The following is an 18284-nucleotide window of genomic DNA, read 5'->3' on the forward strand; positions in this document are numbered from 1 at the left end:
TCTATGGTGGCCCGGCTCACGCCGAGCCGGGCCGTCGGGGGTGGGTCAGTCGCGCGCGTCGGCGGCTTCGGCCGCCAGGCTGGGGGTGCGCAGTCCGGCGAACAGGTCGTCCTCCGGGAGGTCCACGTCGATCAGGGTACGGGCGAGTTCGTAGTCCTCGGTGGGCCAGACCTCGCGCTGGACGTCGAGCGGGACGCGGAACCACGGGCCGTCCGGGTCGATCTGGGTGGCGTGGGCGATCAGGGCGCGGTCGCGGGTCTCGAACCAGTCGTCGCAGCGCACCCGGGTGGTGATCTCGCGCTCCTTGCGGCCGCTCTTCTCCCAGCCGGCGATCCACTCACCGTACGGGGAGTCGTGGCCGTGCTCGGTGAGGTACTGGTGCAGGGCGCGGATGCGGCCCATCGGGAAGCCGTGGTTGTAGTAGAGCTTGAGCGGCTGCCAGGGCTCGCCGGCCTCGGGGTAGGCGTCCGGGTCACCGGCGGCGTCGAAGGCCAGCATGGTGATCTTGTGGGTCATGATGTGGTCCGGGTGCGGGTAGCCGCCGTTCTCGTCGTAGGTCGTGATGACCTGCGGCTTGAACTCGCGGATCAGCCGGACCAGCGGCTCGGCCGCCTCCTTGACGTCCTGCAGGGCGAAGCAGCCCTCGGGCAGCGGGGGCAGCGGGTCGCCCTCCGGCAGGCCGGAGTCGACGAAGCCCAGCCAGGCCTGCTTGATGCCGAGGATCGCCCGCGCCTCGTCCATCTCCTTGCGGCGCACCTCGTGGATGTTCGCCTCGATGTACGGGTCCCCCTGGAGCTTGGGGTTGAGAACCGACCCGCGCTCGCCCCCCGTGCAGGTGGCCACGAGCACGTCCACACCCTGCTCGATGTACATGGCCATGGTGGCCGCGCCCTTGCTGGACTCGTCGTCCGGGTGGGCGTGCACCGCCATCAGTCGCAACTGCTCAGTCAACGCCTTGCGTTCCTTCCACATCGTCGGGCGTTCCGCGAAGTCCGGTCTGCCCACCGTACGAACCGCTCACTTCGGGACCGCGTCGCCGCAAGGCCGGCCTTCGGCGCCGGACTCCGGCGCGGCCGAGCCCCGCCCCCGCCGGACCGGCCGCGGGCGAGCCCCTCCTATAGTGACGGACTGGAGGTCCGTCGCATTCCCCCGCACCGCCCGCACGGTCCCTCCCCAGGAAAGGACGGAGTCCGATGACTGCACAGAGCACCGCCCCGCGGCTGCCCGAGGGCCGCTACGGCCGCAGCGGCGACAGCGAGTCGGACCGCCGTCTGAAGACGATCGGCGCGGTCTGCGGTGTGCTCGGCCTGGGTCTGATCGCCTGGCTGGGCGGCTCCTACCTGCTGCGCGAGTCGAAGATCAACGGTTCGGTGCCGACCTTCCAGGTGCTCTCCGACTCCGAGGTGCAGCTGCACCTGACCGTGCGCAAGGGCGACGGGACGGCCGGCACCTGTACGGTCCGCTCGCAGAGCGACGACCACGCGGTGGTCGGGGTGGCCGACTTCCCGGTCCCGGCGGCCGGGTCGAGCTACGAGGCCACCGTCACCCTGCGCACCACCGCCCGGGGGACCACCGCCGAACTGCTGGGCTGCACCCCGGCGAAGTGACCGGGGACGGTCCGTGAAGTGGCCGGGGAGCGGTCTGCACATCGACCGGGGAACGGCCCGGCCGGGGAACGGCCCGAACGGTGGGCGGGCGACGGCTTGCACGGCGAGCGGGCGACGGCCCGCGCAGCGACCGGGAACGGCCCGGCGACGCATATTCGTTCGGCAGAACGGGCATCCGTAGGGAGTCCCGCACCCGGTTGCCGTACACCGTGGCGCAACGCCACCGTCAATGCCACGACAACGCCTCTCCCGCTTGTCGGCAGGACTTGTTAGGCTCGTGGTTTCGCCCTTTCCGCACCGGATGGTACGGGAGCGGGCGTTGCTTTGTAGTTAAGACCGAAATCACCGTCGACCCTGCTGACGACGCACACCCTCAGCACAGCCCCAGCACCTACGAGGAGCACCTGTGACCCAGACCAGCGAGAACGTGACCTGGCTCACTCAGGCCGGCTATGACCAGCTCAAGGCGGAGCTGGATCACCTGACCGGACCCTGGCGCATCGAGATCGCCCAGAAGATCGAGGCGGCGCGCGAGGAGGGCGACCTCAAGGAGAACGCCGGCTACCACGCGGCGAAGGAGGAGCAGGGCAAGTACGAGCTCCGCATCCGCCAGCTGACCCAGCTGCTGGAGCGTGCCAAGGTCGGCGAGGCCCCGGCCGACTCCGGTGTGGTGGCCCCGGGCATGATCGTCACGGTCGCGTTCGACGGTGACGAGGACGACCTGATGGAGTTCCTGCTCGCCTCGCGCGAGGTGGCGGGCGCCGACGACCTGGACGTCTACTCGCCGCAGTCGCCGCTGGGCCGCGCGATCGACGGCAAGAAGATCGGCGACGAGGCCACCTACGAGCTGCCGAACGGCAAGCCGGCCATGGTGAAGGTCGTCAAGGTCGTGCCGCACGCCGGCTGATCCGGCCCCCGACCCCTGACGCTTCACTGCACCACCGCACCACTGCACCACTGCACCGCCGAGGGCGGCTGCGGAGTCCCCTGGACCCGCAGCCGCCCTCAGGCGTTCAGCCCGTTCACGGCGTTCCACGTCCGAGGAAGCGGTTCACCCCACGGCCGAGCGGTACTTGCGCACCGACAGCCAGGAGAACACCGCCGTGATCACCAGCGACCACAGCACCGACACCAGCGCCGCGTGCTGCATCGGCCAGGCGCTGTCCACCGGCCCGACCTGGTTGCCGAAGAGGTCCCGGCAGGCCTGCACCGTCGCGCTGAACGGGTTCCAGTACGCCACGCCCTGCAGCCAGCTCGGCATCGAGCTGACCGGCACGAAGGCGTTGGACACGAAGGTCAGCGGGAACAGCCAGATCAGCCCGGCCGAGGTGGCCGCCTCGGGGCTGCGCACCGACAGGCCGATCAGCGCGCCGATCCAGGAGAAGGCGTAGCCGAGCAGGAGCAGCAGTCCGAAGGCGCCGAGCGCCTTGAGCGCCCCCTCGTGGATCCGCCAGCCGACCAGCAGCGCGACCAGCGCCAGCACGACCAGGGTGAACGCGGTCTGGCACAGGTCGGCGAGGGTGCGGCCGACCAGCACCGCCGAGCGGGCCATCGGCAGCGAGCGGAAGCGGTCCACCAGGCCCTTGGTCATGTCCTCCGCGATGCCGGCCGAGGCGCCGGCGACGGCGAAGGTGACGGTCTGGGCGAAGATGCCGGCCATCAGGTACTGGATGTACGTGTCGGAGCTGGAGTTCGTCCCGGGGATCTTGATCGCCCCGCCCATGACGTACGAGAACAGCAGCACGAACATGACCGGCTGCATGAGCCCGAACACCACGATCTCGGGGATCCGGGACATCCGGCGCAGGTTGCGCTTGGCGACCACCCAGGAGTCGTGCAGGGTCGCGGACAGGCCCCGGCGGGGCGTCGGCATCGGTGCGCCGATGGCGTGCTCGGTGGCGGTGCTCATCTCAGCGCTCCGTTCCGGCCGTGACGGCCTGCTGCTGGTCGGGCCCCTGGCCCTCGCCGCCCTCGCCGCCGTCCGCTCCGCCGCCGCTCTTTCCCCGGCCCCGGCCACCCCGGCCGCGGCCCTTGGCGCCGGCGCCGTCGTCCTCCTCGGCCGCCTCGGCGACGTGGCCGGTGAGGGTGATGAAGACGTCGTCCAGGGTCGGGCGGCGCAGGCCGATGTCGTCGATCTCGATGCCCCGGCCGTCCAGCTCGCGGATCGCGTCGGCGAGCACCCGGGCGCCGCCGCTGACCGGCACGGTGATCTTCCGGGTGTTCCTCTCCACCGCCGGCTCGCCCAGCGCGTACCCGGAGAGGGCCGCGACGGCGTCCGCCACCAGGCCCGGGTCGTGCACCACGACCTCGATCCGCTCGCCGCCGATCTGCGCCTTGAGCTGGTCGGCGGTGCCGCGGGCGATCACCCGCCCGTGGTCGACCACCGCGATGTCGTGGGCGAGCCGGTCGGCCTCCTCCAGGTACTGGGTGGTGAGCAGCAGCGTGGTGCCCTGCTCGACCAGCGTCTCGATGACCTCCCAGAGCGCGAGCCGGTTGCGCGGGTCGAGGCCGGTGGTCGGCTCGTCCAGGAACATCACCGGCGGGCGGACGACCAGCGCGGCGGCGAGGTCGAGGCGGCGGCGCATGCCGCCGGAGTAGGTCTTGGCGGTGCGGTCCTTGGCCTCGGTGAGGTTGAACCACTCCAACAGCTCCAGCGCGCGGGCCTTCGCGTCGCGGGTGCGCATCTGGTACAGCTCGCCGACCATGGTGAGGTTCTCGAAGCCGGTCAGGTACTCGTCGACCGCCGCGTACTGGCCGGAGAGTCCGATCAGGCTGCGGACCTGGTTCGGGCGCTTGAGGACGTCCACGCCGGCCACCACCGCGCGGCCGGAGTCGGGACGGAGCAGGGTGGTGAGGACGCGCACGGTGGTGGTCTTCCCGGCGCCGTTCGGGCCGAGCAGCCCGAGCACCGTGCCCTCGGGGACGTCGAGGCTGACGCCGTCCAGGGCTCGTACGTCGCCGAAGGTCTTCACCAGGTTCTCGGCTTGGATGGCTGGCGCCATGGGCCTGCCTCATCTCCTCGGACGAATGTGAGCGATCTGTCCCACTTTGCCCCTCGAACGGGCGCATGGGCGACTCGGTTCTCGGCCACCGACACAGAACGCGAACGCGATGTATCGCGAGTCTGGCAACTCGCGATACATCGCGTCAAGGGGATTGACCGGACGGGCCCGGCGGAAAGGGGGATCCGCCGGCGCAGCCGGGCGCTCAGCCGGCGACCACGTACCCCGCGTCCCGCAACTCGCCGACCACCAGCGCGCAGTGCTCCGGCCCCTTGGTCTCCAGGTGCAGGTCCACCTCGACCTCGGTCAGCCCCAGCCGCGGGTCGGTCCGGACGTGCGCGACGTCCAGCACATTGGCGTCCACCCTGGTCAGCACCCCCAGCAGGTCCGCCAGCGAGCCCGGCTTGTCCGCCAGCCGCACCCGCAGCGACAGGTAGCGCCCGGCCGCCGCCAACCCGTGCCGCAGCACCCGCTGCATCAGCTGCGGGTCGATGTTGCCACCGGACAGCACCGCCACCACCGGGCCCTCGAAGGAGTCGGGCTGTTCCAGCAGCGCCGCGATCGGGGCCGCCCCGGCCGGCTCGACCACCAGCTTCAACCGCTCCAGCCCGAGCAGCAGGGCACGCGACAGGGCGTCCTCGGAGACCGTCCGGACGCCGTCCGCCAGCGTGTTGACCACCTCGAACGGGATGTCCCCGGGGCGCCCGACCATGATCCCGTCGGCCATGGTGGCGTAGTGCTCCAGCGACACCGGCCGCCCGGCCGCCAGCGAGGGCGGGTACGCGGCCGCGGCCGCCGCCTGCACCCCGATCACCCGGACGTCCGGCCGCAGCGGCTTGACCGCCGCCGCGATCCCGGCCAGCAGCCCGCCACCGCCCACCCCGACCAGGATGGTGCGCACCTCGGGGCACTGCTCCAGGATCTCCAGGCCGACGGTCGCCTGGCCGGTGACCACGTCCCAGTGGTCGAAGGGGTGGATGAACACCGCGCCGGTCGCCTCCGCGTACCGCTGCGCGGCCTGCAGCGCCTCGTCCACGGTGGTGCCGTGCAACCGCACCTCGGCACCGTAGTCGCGGGTGGCGGCGACCTTCGGCAGCGGCGCCGCGACCGGCATGAACACGGTCGAGCGCACCCCCAGCAGCGAGGCCGCCAAGGCCACCCCCTGGGCGTGGTTCCCGGCGCTGGCCGCCACCACCCCGCCGGCCCGCTGCACCGGCGAGAGTCCCGCGATCCGCACGTACGCCCCGCGCAGTTTGAACGACCCGGTGCGCTGGAGGTTCTCGCACTTCAGGTGGACCGGCCCGCCGATCAGCCCGGACAGGTGGCGGCTGCCCTCCATCGGGGTCACCCGGGCGACCCCGGCGAGCATCTTCTGGGCGCCGCGGACGTCGTCGAGGGTGATCGGCCAGTTGTGCATGACCTCAGCCTAGGACGCGTCCTACGGGTCGTGCCGCGGACCCGACGAGGACCCGACGAGGACCCGCACGCGGACCCGACGAGGACCCGCACGACGCGCCCCCGGGGCGCGGGACACCGGCAAGACGGGGCGTCGGGCCTGTTCCCGGGCTCGCTCCACCCGCGTACGCTGCTGCTTCTGAGCTTCTCTCACCGCATGACGATCGTGAGCCGCGATGACGACGACCTCGCCCCAGGCCACCGACCGAACCGAGCCCGTACACACCCAACTCCAGTACCAGCTGGCGGTGTTCGCCCGCCGGATGGAACAGGTCCGATCCTCCGGCGGCGGCGTCGCCGCGCTGGACCGGGCCGCCTACCTCCTGCTCGACCGCCTGGAGCGGCACGGGCCGGCGAACGTCAAGGCGCTGGCCGAGGCGCTCGGCGTGGACTCCTCCACGGTGACCCGCCAGGTCGCCCCGCTGGTCGCGGCCGGGCTGGTCGGCCGGGTGCAGGACCCGGCCGACCGCCGCGCCGTACGGCTCGCACTGACCTCCTGCGGCACCGGCCGGCTCGCCGAAGTCCGGGACGGCCGGGCCGAGTTGACCCGCCGCCTGACGGCCGGCTGGCCGCCCGAGGAGCAGCGGGCCTTCTGCGCCCTGCTGGCCCGCTTCAACCACGCGATGGAGTCGTACACGGCGGACCAGCAGGGGCAGTGAGCCCCGAATCCGTCAGCCCAGCGCCTGCTTGAGGTCGGCCAGCAGGTCGTCGATGGACTCGATGCCCACCGAGACGCGCACCAGGTCGGCCGGCACCTCCAGCGGCGAACCGGCCGCCGAGGCGTGGGTCATCCTGCCCGGGTGCTCGATCAGCGACTCCACGCCGCCCAGCGACTCGCCCAGGGTGAACAGCTGCGCGCGGTTGCAGACCTCGACGGCCGCCTCCTCGCCGCCGGCGACCCGGAACGAGACCATGCCGCCGAAGGCCTTCATCTGCTTGGCGGCGATGTCGTGGCCGGGGTGCTCGGGCAGGCCCGGGTACAGCACCTGGCTGACCTTGGGGTGGCTCGCCAGCAGCTCGGCGACCTTCTCCGCGTTGGAGCTGTGCCGGTCCATCCGGACGCCCAGGGTCTTGATGCCGCGCAGCACCAGCCAGGCGTCGAACGGCCCGGAGACGGCGCCCATCGCGTTCTGGTGGTACGCGACCTCCTCGCCGAGGCCCGCCTCGGCCAGCACCAGGGCGCCGCCGACGACGTCGGAGTGGCCGCCCATGTACTTGGTGGTGGAGTGCACGACCGCGTCCGCGCCGAGCGCGATCGGCTGCTGCAGGTACGGGCTGGCGAAGGTGTTGTCGACGACCAGCAGCGCGCCGGCGCCGTGCGCGACCTCGGCGAGGCCGGCCAGGTCGGTGATGCCCAGCAGCGGGTTGGACGGGGTCTCCACCCACACCGCGCGGGTGTTGGGGCGCAGCGCGGCGCGGACGTCGTCCAGCTTCTGGGTGTTGGCGACGGAGAACTCGACGCCCCAGCGGGTCAGCACCTTGGCGAACAGCCTGAAGGTGCCGCCGTAGGCGTCGTTGGGGATCACGATGTGGTCGCCCGGCTTGAGGATGGTGCGCAGCAGGGTGTCCTCGGCCGCGAGGCCGGAGGCGAAGGCGAGGCCACGGGCGCCGCCCTCGAGCGCGGCGAGGCACTCCTCCAGCGCGGTGCGGGTCGGGTTGGCGCTGCGGCTGTACTCGTAGCCGCCCCGCAGGCCGCCCACCCCGTCCTGCTTGTAGGTGGACACCTGGTAGATCGGCGTGACGACGGCCCCGGTCTGGGGGTCCGCTTCCTGACCCGCGTGGATGGCGAGGGTCTCGAAGCCCTGGGGAAGCTGGTGCTCGGTCATGGCTCCGAGCCTAACGGCCGGACGGCCGGACGCCCGCCCGAATGCCCGGACGGAATCCACGGGCCGTCCGGCGCGTTGAATCCTGGGCAACCCTCCCTACCCCGCTGGAGCAGGCCGTGCTGTTCAACCGCCACAAGTCCTCGCTCGTCCCCGCCGACCAGGCGCTGCCCGGCCGCCAGGCCGCGGGCTTCGCCCTGACCGAGCCGCACACCGTGCTCGGCCACCCGCTCACCGGCCCGTACCCGGAGGGGCTGGAGGTGGCCGACTTCGGGCTGGGCTGCTTCTGGGGCGCCGAGCGCACGTTCTGGCGGCTGCCCGGCGTCTGGACGACGCTGGTCGGCTACCAGGGCGGCCACACGCCCAACCCGACGTACGAGGAGGTGTGCAGCGGGCTGACCGGGCACACCGAGGCGGTCCGGGTGGTCTTCGACCCGGCGGTGATCTCCTACGAGCGGCTGCTGAAGGCCTTCTGGGAGGCCCACGACCCGACCCAGGGCAACCGCCAGGGCAATGACGTGGGCACCCAGTACCGCTCGGCGCTGTACACCCACTCCCCCGCCCAGGCCGCCGCCGCGACCGCCACCCGGGACGCCTTCCAGCCCGCGCTGACCGCGCTCGGCCACGGCCCGATCACCACCGAGATCGCCCCGGCCGGCCCGTTCTACCCGGCCGAGCCGTACCACCAGCAGTACCTGTCGGACGCCAAGAACCCCAACGGCTACTGCGGTCTCGGCGGCACCGGCGCCTCCTGCCCGATCGGGGTGGCCCGCACCCAGGGCTGAACCGCCGCCCGGCACCGCGGCCGGGGCGCGGCCACCCAAAGTGACCGCGCCCCGATCCGGGCGCAGACTGGAGACACCGGCAGGGCGGCCCGGCCACCCCCGGTGGCCGGGCCGCCCTCGTGGAGAGGAGTCGTGCCATGTCCGGTCTCGTCCGCAAGAACTTCGACGATCCCGAGGAAGTCCGCCCCTTCGAGGAGGGCACGGGGGAACTGCGCCTGGTCAACCTGGAGGCCGGACCGGTGGGCCGGGCGGTGTTCCAGCCCGGCTGGCAGTGGTCCAAGCACATCAAGCCGCTCGCCAAGACGGACAGCTGCGAGGCCGCCCACATGGGGTACGTGGTCTCGGGCCGGATGAAGATCGTCATGGACGACGGCGAGCAGGCCGAGTACGGCCCCGGCGACTTCATGATCTGCCCGCCCGGGCACGACGCCTGGATCCTGGGCGACGAACCGTGCGTGATCGTGGACTGGCAGGGCTTCGCGGACTACGCGAGGCGGCGCTAGGACGCCGGGCCCTCGGGCGCCGGGCGGTAGGACGTCAGGGCACCGTACGCCGGGGCGCCGTACGCCGGGGCGCCGTACGCCAGGACGTCAGAGCGTGGCCGGGGCGTGGTCGTGGCCGCCGTCCCGCCGCGGGAACGGGTTCTCCGCGAGGAGCTTGCCGTCGGCGTCGTAGGCCGCGACGACGAAGGAACCCGCCTTGCTCGCCGGGTCGTTGGGGTCGACCGGCGGGACGAGCACGTAGTACGCCACCCAGCCCTTCATCCCCTCGGTGGTCACCACGGTGGCCAGGTAGGGCGTCCCGTTCTGGAAGGCGACGATCCGGGCCGGCGTCGGGCCCAGGTACATGCCCATCGTCGGGCCGCCCGCGCCCTGGGTGTTGATGGTGGGCTTGGTGTGGTCGAGGTTGTCGCTGGTGGCGTCCCGGCAGCCGAAGGTCGTGTGCCAGCTGCCGTCGGCCTGGCGGGCCTCGTCGCAGCGCTCGGTCGCGGTGACCCTGAAACGGACGTCGTCGGTGATCGCGACCTTCTCCCCGGGGGCGACCTGCCGCACGGGCGAGAGCGGCAGCCTCGGGGTCCCCGGTGTGCCCGGCGCCGGGCTCGGGGGCGGCGTCAGGGTCGAAGCCGGGCTCGGCGTCGCGGTCGGGGTCGCCCTGGGAGTCGCCGGGGGAGTCACCACCACACCGGCGCCCCCCGCGGACGGGGCCGACACCGAAGCCGCCGCTCCCGCCGCGACGCCCCCGTCGTGCCGGGCGCCGCCCGCCGTCACCGCCGTGGCCCCGCAGACCAGGGCGACGGCCAGCGCGGCCGCCCCGGCCGCTGTCCGGCGCCGGGCGCGGCGCCGCCGGGCCCCGGCGATGACCGCCGCGGGCTGCGGTGCGGCCGCGTCCGGGTCCTCGTTCCTGAGCAGTTCTCCGAGTCTGTCCTCGAAGAGCCTGTCCTCGAAGCTCATACCGTCACCTCGATCTGCGTCGTGGGTCCCGCCGGGCCGCCGGTGCGGTCGGCGAGTTCGGGGTGTGCGCGCAGCTTCGACAGCGCCCGGTGGAGGGTGCTCTTCACGGTGCCCCGGGCGATTCCCAGTTCGGCCGCGATGTCGGCCTCGGTGAGGTCCCCGTAGTACCGCAGCACGACGACCGTCCGCTCCCGGCGGGTGAGCGTTCCCAACACCTGTTGCAGCAGGGCCCGTTGGGCCTGTCGCTCGGCCAGGTCCTCGGCCAGCGGCCGGTCCGGGGCGTGGTCGGTGGGGAGTTCGCGGTTGCACAGCCGGCGCCACCAGTCGCGGTGCTGGTTCACCACGATCCGGCGGACGTACGCGGTGGGGTCGTCACCGGTGATCCGGTGCCAGTGCAGGTAGGCGCGTTCGAGCGCCGACTGCACGATGTCCTTGGCCCGTTCGGGATCGCCGGTCAACAGCTCGGCCAGCCTCAGCAGCCGGCGGCCGTTCCCGGCGACGAACGCGCTGAACTCGGCGTCCTGTCGCTGTCTCTGCTCGCGTTTCACACCCACCTGACTCCTCGGGCGGACCGCGAGGTTCGGTCCGCCCGGGAGTTTTTCCCAGAGGTGGGTCAGACGGCGCTGCCGGCCTTCCAGTCGGCCCAGCTGAGGTTCCAGCCGTTCAGGCCGTTGTCCGGGGCGACGGTCTTGTCGCCGGAGTTCACGACCTCGACCACGTCGCCGACCATCGAGGACTTGTAGAACTTGAAGCCGTCCGTGCTGCTGTCCTGGGCGCCCTTGGCGTCCTGCAGGCCGACGCAGCCGTGGCTGGTGTTCTGACCGCCGAAGATCGACGACGAGGACCAGTAGTTGCCGTGGATGAAGGTGCCGGAGGTGGTGAGCCGCTGGGCGTGCGGCACGTCGGCGATGTCGTACTCGCTGCCCAGGTTGACGGTCTGCGAGTTCATCCGGGTCTGGGTGAACTGCTCGGAGATGACCATCTTGCCGCCCCAGGTGGTGTGCTCGGGGGCGCCGCCGGAGATCTTGTAGACGGCGCTGACCTGGCCGTCCGTGGTGACGGTGAGCTTCTTGGTGGCGAGGTCGGCGACGCTGGTCTGGGCCCGGCCGATGGTGAAGCTGACGTCCTTGGACTGGGTGCCGTAGACGCCCTTGGCGCCCTCGACGTCCTTGAGCCGCAGCTTGAGGGTGACCTTGGTGCCCTTGGCCCAGTACTCCTGCGGCCGGAAGTCGAGGCGGGTGCTGGAGAACCAGTGGCCGACGATCTCGACGCCCGGCTCGGCTATCACGGTGATCGCCGACTGGACGGCCTTCTTGTCGGTGACCGGCTTGCTGAAGTTGATCGAGACCGGCATGCCGACGCCGACCACCGAGCCGTCCTCGGGGGTGAAGTAGCCCACGAAGGTGTTGGCCGGGGTCGCCGTGGTGAAGGTGGCGTTGGCGTCCGCCTCCAGCTTGTCCTTGTCGACGCCGCTGGCGGTGACGGAGTACTTGGTACCGCTGGCCGGGGCCGCGGCCGAGGTCCAGCTGGTGTTGTCGGCGGAGAGCTGGCCGGCCAGCTCCTTGCCGGTGGAGTCGGTGACCTTGACGCTGCTCAGGGTGCCGTTGCTGACGGTCACCTTGACCGGCTCGCTGAAGCTGGCGCCGGTGGCACCGTCCGCGGGGCTGACGGTGATCACGGCGGTCGAGGTCTTCGGGGTGCTGCCGCCGCCCGAACCCGGGGTGCCGTTGCCGCCGCCCGAACCGCTGCCGCCACTGCCACCGCTGCCGCCGTTGCCACCGCTGTTGTCGTTGCAGGCGGCGAGCAGCAGTACGGGGGCCCCGATCAGGCCCGCGAGCACTCCGCGTCGGCTCCAGTTGCTTCCGGCCACCCGCCCCTGACCGTCCCGTGCCGTCACGTCGCGTCTCCCTGCTGATCATCCCGGGCATTTACGGATACAGAAACGCAATCCGGCTGCCCACGGTTCCATCCCCGAAGGGTAAGCGATCGTATGAGATGACCCAACTCACCGCTGAACATGGACAAAACACCCGGCCCGCCGAAGGGCGGACCGGGCGTTCACGGGTGGTGACGGCACGAACGGCCGTTACTCGGCGGACTCCTCCACCGAGTACTCGTCCCACTCGTCGCCCTCAGGGTCGAACTCGGTCTGCGCCGACTCCCAGGTCGCCGAGGCCAGCTCCACGCCCGGGACATCGCCGAGCAGCGCGACCGGGTCGATGAAGTGGGCGAGCGAACCCGACGGGTCCACCTCGATGGCGTCGACGGACTGGGCCCGCTCCTCGTCGTCGAGGTACTCGTCCCCGGCGACCTGCTGCAGGGCCGCCGCCTTGAGCGCGCCCTCGTCGGTGATCTCCGCGATGAGCTCGATCTTGAGCTTGACGTAGCGCGGGGCGTCGGTCGTTTCAGTGCTGGTCATGCCAGCGAGCGTACGGGAACGAAGGCCCGCCGGTGCGCACGGGAGCGCCGGGGCCCCAGGGCGTACGGGAACGCCGGGGGCACCCGGGCGCACGGAAAGGGCCGGTCCCGTGGAACAGGACCGGCCCCACCGCTCTCCGGCTCGGCTCCCCCACCCGGGAGCCGCGGAGCCGCGCCGTACGGCGCGGTGTTCGCCCGCGGGAGCCACCACACCCTGTCGACCGGCCGCAGCCGGACAGGGGCGGGACGACGGCGCCTCCCGCGGAGGCCCCTCCCTCCGATACCGGTCGGGGAGGGCGGACACGGCGGCCGGGTCAGGACCGTCCGACGTGTCCGGAGCCGGCCTCGCCCGCCGGGGAGCCGCTCCCGGTGGTCCGCTGCCGTCTCGCTCGGCGTCTTGCCGTTGACCACCACGATGCCGGAGCGTTGTTAACCACGTGCTGCGGGCAGGTGACGCCGGTGTACCACTTCGCCCGTGGGCGGATCCTCCGGATCCGGCCACGGGCGAGCGGTGGTGAGCGGGCGTCAGCGCCGTCACCGGCGAACCGGCGTCAGCGCCGTCGGCGGCCGGGCGTCAGTGCGCCGCGCGGCCGGTCAGGAAGCCCAGCAGGTCCTGGCGGGTGACGATGCCCTGCGGCTTGCCCTCCACCAGCACGACCGCCGCGTCGGCCTTCTCCAGCACGGTCATCAGGTTGGTGACGGTCTCGCCCGAGCCGACCACCGGCAGCGGCTTGGACATCACCTTGTCCAGCGTGTCGGACAGCTCGATCTCCTTGGCGAAGATGCCCTCCAGCAGCAGCTTCTCCACCACCGAGCCGATCACCTCGCCGGCCATGATGTCGGGGTGCCCGGCGCCCGGGGAGACCACCGGCATCTGCGAGACGCCGTACTCGCGCAGCACCCGGACCGCCTCGGCGACGGTCTCGTTCGGGTGCATGTGGACGAACTGCGGGACGCCGCCCTGCTCGATGCTCTCCTTGCGGGCCAGCACCTCGCCGATGTGGGCCTCGTCGGTGGCCGAGGGCAGGAAGCCGTAGTCGGCCATCCAGTCGTCGTTGAAGATCTTCGACAGGTAGCCGCGGCCGCCGTCCGGCAGCAGCACCACGACGACGTCGTCCGGCCCGAGCTCGCGGGCGACCTCCAGCGCGGCCACCACGGCCATCCCGCAGGAGCCGCCGACCAGCAGGCCCTCCTCCTTGGCCAGGCGGCGGGTCATCTGGAACGAGTCCTTGTCGGAGACCGCGACGATCTGGTCCGCGACGTTGCTGTCGTAGGCGGTCGGCCAGAAGTCCTCACCGACGCCCTCGACCAGGTACGGACGGCCGGTGCCGCCCGAGTAGACCGAGCCCTCCGGGTCGGCGCCGACGACCTTGACCTTGCCGCCGGAGACCTCCTTCAGGTAGTTGCCGGTGCCGGAGATGGTGCCGCCGGTGCCGACGCCGGCCACGAAGTGGGTGATCTTCCCGTCGGTCTGCTCCCACAGCTCCGGACCGGTGGAGTGGTAGTGCGAGGCCGGGTTGTCCGGGTTGGAGTACTGGTCCGGCTTCCAGGCGTTCGGGGTCTCGCGGACGAGGCGGTCGGAGACGTTGTAGTAGGAGTCCGGGTGCTCCGGGGCGACGGCGGTCGGGCAGACGACCACCTCGGCGCCGTACGCGCGCAGGGTGTTGATCTTGTCAGTGGACACCTTGTCGGGACAGACGAAGATGCACTTGTAGCCCTTCTGCTGGGCCACGATCGCCAGGCCGACACCGGTGTTGCCGGAGGTCGGCTCCACGATCGTGCCGCCCGGCTTGAGGGCGCCCGAGGCCTCGGCGGCCTCGATCATGCGCATCGCGATGCGGTCCTTCACCGAACCGCCGGGGTTGAAGTACTCGACCTTCGCCAGCACTGTCGCGGTGATGCCCTCGGTGACCTTGTTCAGCTTGACCAGCGGCGTGTTGCCGACCAGGTCGATGATCGAGTTGTGGTACCGCACGGGGGTCCTCCCGGTCTATGGGCATGCGAGTGCATTCGGTACGGCAAGCCTAGGGCGTGGCACCCGCCCCGGCTCTCCCTTCCCGCACGACCGCCCCGCTCCCCCAATGGCCCACCGCCACCGGCACCCCCGGTACTCCCGCCCTCCGCGCGGGTAAGAGCGCTGTGCAGGCATGGCCACGGCCCCGGAGGGGGCGGTGCCAGGACGCGAAGGGGGCACCGGATGCCAGGGGTACAGGACTCGCGGGCCCGGGTGGCCCGCCGGATCGCCACCGCGGCGGCGTACGGCGGTGGCGGGCTTGGCCTGCTCGGTGTGGGCCTGGTCGGCGTGCTGCTGACCGAGAGCAAGCTCGCCATCCAGGCCATCGGCGTCCTGGAGACCCTCCCGCCCAAGGCCGACGGCGTCTACGGCGAGGCCTTCGCCGACCACTGCGCACCCCCGCGGGCACCGCTCGTGCTGGCCGTCCTCGGCGACTCCACCGGCGCCGGCCTCGGCGTGGCCCGCGCCCGCGAGACCCCGGGCGCGCTGCTGGCGGCCGGCCTGGCCTCGGTGGCCGAGCGCCCGGTGCGGCTGGTCAACGTGGCCCGCTCCGGCGGCCGCTCCGCCGACCTCTCCGGCCAGCTGGAGCAGGCCCTGCGGCAGCGCCCGGACGTCGCCGTGATCATGATCGGGGCCAATGACGTGACCCGGCACAGCCCCGCCCAGCTCGCCGTCCGCCAGCTCGGCGAGGCCGTCGCCGCCCTGCGCGCCAACGGCTGCGAGGTGGTGGTGGGCACCTGCCCGGACCTCGGGACGATCAAGCCGGTGCGCCCGCCGCTGCGCTGGGTGGCCCGGCGGCTGAGCCGCCAGCTGGCCGCCGCGCAGACCATCGCGGTGGTGGAGGCGGGCGGGCGCACCGTCTCGCTGGGCTCGCTGCTGGGCCCGGAGTTCGCCGCCCGCCCGGAGATGTTCGCCGCCGACCGCGAGCGGGAGATCACCGAGGCCCGGGCCTTCTGGGCCGAGCAGGAGGCGCGCGCGGCCGAGGACGCGCCGCTGTTCGACTCCCCGTTCTCCGGGGCGTTCACCGGCACCGACGAGTGGCCGCTGTTCTTCCCCCGCCCCACCGGCCCGCAGGACGCCGCCGACAACGCCGGGACGATGGACCCGGAGTTCGGCGAGGCGCTGCGCTCCGCGCTGGAGGACCTGATCATCGAGGGCGGCACCGGCCCGTCCGAGCCCGGCACCGACGGCGGCGCCCCGCTGCGCCCCGGCAACCCGGTCGCCGAGACCGCCGGGGACGCCCGGGCCCGCCGCGAGGCCGACCTGCTGGCCACCGGCCTGGAGGCCGGGCTGCTGGACATCGAGCCGGCCGTGGAGGAGGCCCCGGTCGCCGCGCCCGACCCGCGCCGCCACCCCTCGCACCCCGACTTCGTGCCGAGCCAGGCCCCGTCCCGCGAGTGGACCGACACCCGGCTCGCCGCCCTCGCCGAGGAGGCCGTCGCCCTGGTCGACGTCCGCCCGGGCCCGCTGGGCACCCTGGACGTGTACGCCTTCGCCGACGGCACCACGCTCTGCGTGTCCCCGGGCGACCGGGAGGCCGCGTACCGGCTGATCGACGCGGTCCGTGCCGGTGAGCACGTCCGACTGCTCGGCGGCTCGCGCTTCTCCGGCTCGTACTCGCTGACCTTCTCCACCGACGAGGAAGCCGTCTACGTGCTCGCCGACCGGGTGGTCGCCAGCATCTGACGCCGTCTCGCCCACGCGGCGGGACCGGAGGCCGGCCGGGTCGAGGGGTTACCGACCCGGCCGGCCTCCGGCACGTCCGGCTCCGGACGGTCTCAGGCGCAGCGCCCGGCTGTCTCCCGCACCGCGGCCACCGCCCCGGCCAGCACCTCGCCCACCGCCACCGGGCCGTCCGGCAACGCCACTTCGGCCCCCTCGGGCAGCACGGCGAGCGCGGCCGCCAGGTCGTGCCCGGCGACGGCCAGCTGGTCCCCCGCCGCAAAGGCCCCGGCGTCCGGGAACTCCCGCTCCGGCCCGCCCTCCGCCGCCAGCGACCACGCGGCCAGCCGCCGGGCCAGCACCAGCACGGCCGCCGCCCGCGAGGCGTGCCCGGGCACCGGGCCCAGCAGCTTGCTCTGCGGCAGCGAGCGGAAACGATCCGCCAGTTCGTCGACGGCTTCGACCAGGGGCTGTACGTCATGCATGCAGAGGAGCCTAACCAAATGCCGCCGGGCCCCGGAGCGAAGTGCTCCGGGGCCCGGCGGCAGTGGGTGGCGACGACGCAAGGGTGCGTCAGTCGTCGCCGCGCAGGATCGCGATCAGGCGCAGCATCTCCATGTAGATCCAGACCAGCGACAGGGTGAGCCCGAAGGCGGCCCGCCAGGACTCGCGCTGCGGGGCGCCCTGGGCGATGGCCTCCTCGATCGCCGCGAAGTCCAGCGACAGGAAGAAGGCGCCCAGACCGATGCCGATCAGGCCGACCACGATGCCCAGCGGGCCGGAGCGCAGGCCCATGTCGGCGCCGAAGGCCATCGCGACCACGTTGACCAGCATCAGCAGCACGAAGCCCAGGGCGATCGCGATGCCGATCCGCTGGTAGCGCGCGGTGACCCGGATCCGGCCGCTCTTGTAGGCGAACAGCATCGCCGCGAAGACCGCCGCCGTGCCCAGCACCGCCTGGATCACGATGCCGTTCAGCATGGTGTTGGCGGCGTGCGAGACGGCGCCCATCGCGAAGCCCTGGAGGGCCGCGTAGGTCAGGACCAGCGCCGGGCTGGCGTCGCGCTTGAACGAGACGACCAGGCCGACCACCATGGCCACCAGGCTGGCGGCGATGGCGAAGCCGAAGTTCTCGAACGGCAGCGTGAACCAGGCCACCGCGCCGGCGGCGACCAGGGTCAGCAGCGTCATGGCGGTGCGGGCGACCACGTCGTCGAGCGTCATCCGCCCGGTGGCCGCCGGGCCGGCCGACGGCCCGTTGTACATCTGGTAGAGCTGCTCGTCCGTCAGCGGGCCCTGCCCCTGCGGCTGGGCGTAGGGGGTGCCCGCGTAGGGGTTGCCCTGCGGGCCCCCGGCCTGCGAGGTGGTGCCGAACCCCGCGTAACCGGGCTCGCGGGTGAAGGACCCCTCCCGCGAGAAGACCGGGTTGCTGCTTCTCATTGCTCATTCCCTCCGTGGCGGCACTGCACCGCCCACGTACCAGGGTAATGGCTTGGCAAAAATTCCGGGATACGCCGCGAGGAGGATCCGGTGAACGACTCCCGGCGGGGACGCCGGTGGCGCCCCCGCCGGTCGTTTGCGGTGCCCGGAGCCGGACTCGAACCGGCACGGCCTCGCGGCCAAGCAGTTTTAAGCTGCCCGTGTCTGCGTTCCACCATCCGGGCGTCCTGCGAACCACCCCTGAGAGTAGTCGCCCGGATCACCCTTTCGCATGTTCCCAGCCCGGGAAGTTGTCATGTTTCCTTGCCATCTGACGAACTGTTCGGGATTCGGCCACGAAGCACGGTGATTCCGGCCACCGCGTCACCCTCAGGGTTCCCGTCATACCGCAGGAGGAGGGTCCCGCTCTCCCGTACGCCCAGCGGTGGTCGGACCAACCGTTCGACGGAGCGACGCAGAACCATGATCACGTCGCCGAGCATGGAGGTACGAATCCGCGGACCAGCAAGGAGCACCCCCGTGACCACGTCGACCGCAACCGCCGTCCGTACCGGCCTGGCGGCCGCCCGCGCCACCGGCCTCAACAAGGTCTACGGGGAGGGGGAAACCCGGGTCGTCGCCCTGGAC

18 protein-coding genes and 1 tRNA gene are annotated in these 18284 nt (G+C 72.3%); 6 read left to right on the forward strand and 13 right to left on the reverse strand.

What is annotated here, in order from left to right; genetic code table 11:
• Positions 1–45 precede the first annotated feature (45 nt).
• Positions 46–951, reverse strand: coding sequence for a mycothiol conjugate amidase Mca (gene mca / locus ACZ3YL_RS20140; protein ID WP_188303147.1), 906 nt, complete (start codon positions 949–951; stop codon positions 46–48).
• Positions 952–1193: 242 nt separating this feature from the next.
• Between mca and ACZ3YL_RS20145 the strand changes: the two genes are divergently transcribed.
• Positions 1194–1607, forward strand: coding sequence for a DUF4307 domain-containing protein (locus ACZ3YL_RS20145; protein ID WP_188303146.1), 414 nt, complete (start codon positions 1194–1196; stop codon positions 1605–1607).
• Between the two features lie 406 nt (positions 1608–2013).
• Positions 2014–2514 (forward strand): transcription elongation factor GreA, encoded by a 501-nt coding sequence (greA, locus tag ACZ3YL_RS20150; protein WP_188303145.1) that lies wholly within the window; start codon positions 2014–2016, stop codon positions 2512–2514.
• 144 nt (positions 2515–2658) lie between these two features.
• Here greA and ACZ3YL_RS20155 read toward each other — a convergent pair whose 3' ends face one another.
• The 3 genes from ACZ3YL_RS20155 to ilvA form a co-directional block, all read right to left on the reverse strand.
• Complete coding sequence (locus ACZ3YL_RS20155) at positions 2659–3516, reverse strand: ABC transporter permease (RefSeq protein ID WP_188303144.1); 858 nt, start codon at positions 3514–3516, stop codon at positions 2659–2661.
• Between the two features lies 1 nt (position 3517).
• Entirely contained in the window at positions 3518–4609 is a 1092-nt protein-coding gene (locus ACZ3YL_RS20160) for an ATP-binding cassette domain-containing protein (protein WP_465658805.1), read from the reverse strand.
• A gap of 205 nt (positions 4610–4814) precedes the next feature.
• Entirely contained in the window at positions 4815–6026 is a 1212-nt protein-coding gene (gene ilvA, locus ACZ3YL_RS20165) for a threonine ammonia-lyase (RefSeq protein WP_465658807.1), read from the reverse strand.
• Between the two features lie 214 nt (positions 6027–6240).
• On the opposite strand from ilvA, the gene ACZ3YL_RS20170 reads away from it, so the two are divergent.
• On the forward strand, positions 6241–6723 hold the full coding sequence (locus ACZ3YL_RS20170) for a MarR family winged helix-turn-helix transcriptional regulator (protein WP_188303141.1): 483 nt from the start codon (positions 6241–6243) through the stop codon (positions 6721–6723).
• 12 nt (positions 6724–6735) lie between these two features.
• Here ACZ3YL_RS20170 and ACZ3YL_RS20175 read toward each other — a convergent pair whose 3' ends face one another.
• Positions 6736–7890, reverse strand: coding sequence for a cystathionine gamma-synthase (locus tag ACZ3YL_RS20175; RefSeq protein WP_188303140.1), 1155 nt, complete (start codon positions 7888–7890; stop codon positions 6736–6738).
• Positions 7891–8006: 116 nt separating this feature from the next.
• Between ACZ3YL_RS20175 and msrA the strand changes: the two genes are divergently transcribed.
• Both msrA and ACZ3YL_RS20185 read left to right on the forward strand, forming a co-directional pair.
• On the forward strand, positions 8007–8672 hold the full coding sequence (msrA, locus tag ACZ3YL_RS20180; protein ID WP_188303139.1) for a peptide-methionine (S)-S-oxide reductase MsrA: 666 nt from the start codon (positions 8007–8009) through the stop codon (positions 8670–8672).
• Between the two features lie 137 nt (positions 8673–8809).
• Entirely contained in the window at positions 8810–9175 is a 366-nt protein-coding gene (locus ACZ3YL_RS20185; RefSeq protein ID WP_188303138.1) for a cupin domain-containing protein, read from the forward strand.
• Between the two features lie 87 nt (positions 9176–9262).
• Here ACZ3YL_RS20185 and ACZ3YL_RS20190 read toward each other — a convergent pair whose 3' ends face one another.
• The 5 genes from ACZ3YL_RS20190 to ACZ3YL_RS20210 form a co-directional block, all read right to left on the reverse strand.
• The gene (locus tag ACZ3YL_RS20190; RefSeq protein ID WP_465658810.1) at positions 9263–10123 is read right to left on the reverse strand and encodes a hypothetical protein; all 861 of its coding nucleotides are present in this window, start codon (positions 10121–10123) and stop codon (positions 9263–9265) included.
• Positions 10120–10671, reverse strand: a complete 552-nt coding sequence (locus ACZ3YL_RS20195) for a SigE family RNA polymerase sigma factor (RefSeq protein WP_188305940.1) — start codon at positions 10669–10671, stop codon at positions 10120–10122. Before ACZ3YL_RS20195 ends, ACZ3YL_RS20190 begins: the two co-directional genes overlap by 4 nt.
• 65 nt (positions 10672–10736) lie before the next feature.
• Positions 10737–12020, reverse strand: coding sequence for a L,D-transpeptidase (locus ACZ3YL_RS20200; protein ID WP_317621162.1), 1284 nt, complete (start codon positions 12018–12020; stop codon positions 10737–10739).
• A gap of 189 nt (positions 12021–12209) precedes the next feature.
• Positions 12210–12542, reverse strand: coding sequence for a hypothetical protein (locus ACZ3YL_RS20205; protein ID WP_188305939.1), 333 nt, complete (start codon positions 12540–12542; stop codon positions 12210–12212).
• A 573-nt stretch (positions 12543–13115) separates the two neighbouring features.
• Positions 13116–14516, reverse strand: a complete 1401-nt coding sequence (locus ACZ3YL_RS20210; RefSeq protein WP_188305938.1) for a cystathionine beta-synthase — start codon at positions 14514–14516, stop codon at positions 13116–13118.
• 222 nt (positions 14517–14738) lie between these two features.
• Between ACZ3YL_RS20210 and ACZ3YL_RS20215 the strand changes: the two genes are divergently transcribed.
• Positions 14739–16241: an SGNH/GDSL hydrolase family protein gene (locus ACZ3YL_RS20215; RefSeq protein WP_465658813.1), complete on the forward strand. Its 1503-nt coding sequence runs from the start codon at positions 14739–14741 to the stop codon at positions 16239–16241.
• 92 nt (positions 16242–16333) lie between these two features.
• On the opposite strand, the gene ACZ3YL_RS20220 is transcribed toward ACZ3YL_RS20215, so the two are convergent.
• From ACZ3YL_RS20220 to ACZ3YL_RS20230, 3 genes are all read right to left on the reverse strand, one after another.
• Complete coding sequence (locus tag ACZ3YL_RS20220; RefSeq protein WP_188305934.1) at positions 16334–16702, reverse strand: hypothetical protein; 369 nt, start codon at positions 16700–16702, stop codon at positions 16334–16336.
• Between the two features lie 88 nt (positions 16703–16790).
• Positions 16791–17657: a Bax inhibitor-1/YccA family protein gene (locus ACZ3YL_RS20225; protein ID WP_188305933.1), complete on the reverse strand. Its 867-nt coding sequence runs from the start codon at positions 17655–17657 to the stop codon at positions 16791–16793.
• A 142-nt stretch (positions 17658–17799) separates the two neighbouring features.
• Positions 17800–17881: transfer RNA gene (locus ACZ3YL_RS20230), tRNA-Leu, on the reverse strand.
• Positions 17882–18284: the final 403 nt, after the last annotated feature.

It is taken from the genome of Kitasatospora sp. NPDC023176, assembly GCF_055560495.1.

Bases quoted from the DNA above. Each gene is read 5' to 3' on its own strand.
- ACZ3YL_RS20145 (WP_188303146.1), top strand. From the start codon at position 1,194: ATGACTGCACAGAGCACCGCCCCGCGGCTGCCCGAGGGCCGCTACGGC.
- ACZ3YL_RS20155 (WP_188303144.1), bottom strand. From the start codon at position 3,516: ATGAGCACCGCCACCGAGCACGCCATCGGCGCACCGATGCCGACGCCC.
- ACZ3YL_RS20160 (WP_465658805.1), bottom strand. From the start codon at position 4,609: ATGGCGCCAGCCATCCAAGCCGAGAACCTGGTGAAGACCTTCGGCGAC.
- ilvA (WP_465658807.1), bottom strand. From the start codon at position 6,026: ATGCACAACTGGCCGATCACCCTCGACGACGTCCGCGGCGCCCAGAAG.
- ACZ3YL_RS20170 (WP_188303141.1), top strand. From the start codon at position 6,241: ATGACGACGACCTCGCCCCAGGCCACCGACCGAACCGAGCCCGTACAC.
- ACZ3YL_RS20175 (WP_188303140.1), bottom strand. From the start codon at position 7,890: ATGACCGAGCACCAGCTTCCCCAGGGCTTCGAGACCCTCGCCATCCAC.
- ACZ3YL_RS20185 (WP_188303138.1), top strand. From the start codon at position 8,810: ATGTCCGGTCTCGTCCGCAAGAACTTCGACGATCCCGAGGAAGTCCGC.
- ACZ3YL_RS20190 (WP_465658810.1), bottom strand. From the start codon at position 10,123: ATGAGCTTCGAGGACAGGCTCTTCGAGGACAGACTCGGAGAACTGCTC.
- ACZ3YL_RS20205 (WP_188305939.1), bottom strand. From the start codon at position 12,542: ATGACCAGCACTGAAACGACCGACGCCCCGCGCTACGTCAAGCTCAAG.
- ACZ3YL_RS20215 (WP_465658813.1), top strand. From the start codon at position 14,739: ATGCCAGGGGTACAGGACTCGCGGGCCCGGGTGGCCCGCCGGATCGCC.
- ACZ3YL_RS20220 (WP_188305934.1), bottom strand. From the start codon at position 16,702: ATGCATGACGTACAGCCCCTGGTCGAAGCCGTCGACGAACTGGCGGAT.
- ACZ3YL_RS20225 (WP_188305933.1), bottom strand. From the start codon at position 17,657: ATGAGAAGCAGCAACCCGGTCTTCTCGCGGGAGGGGTCCTTCACCCGC.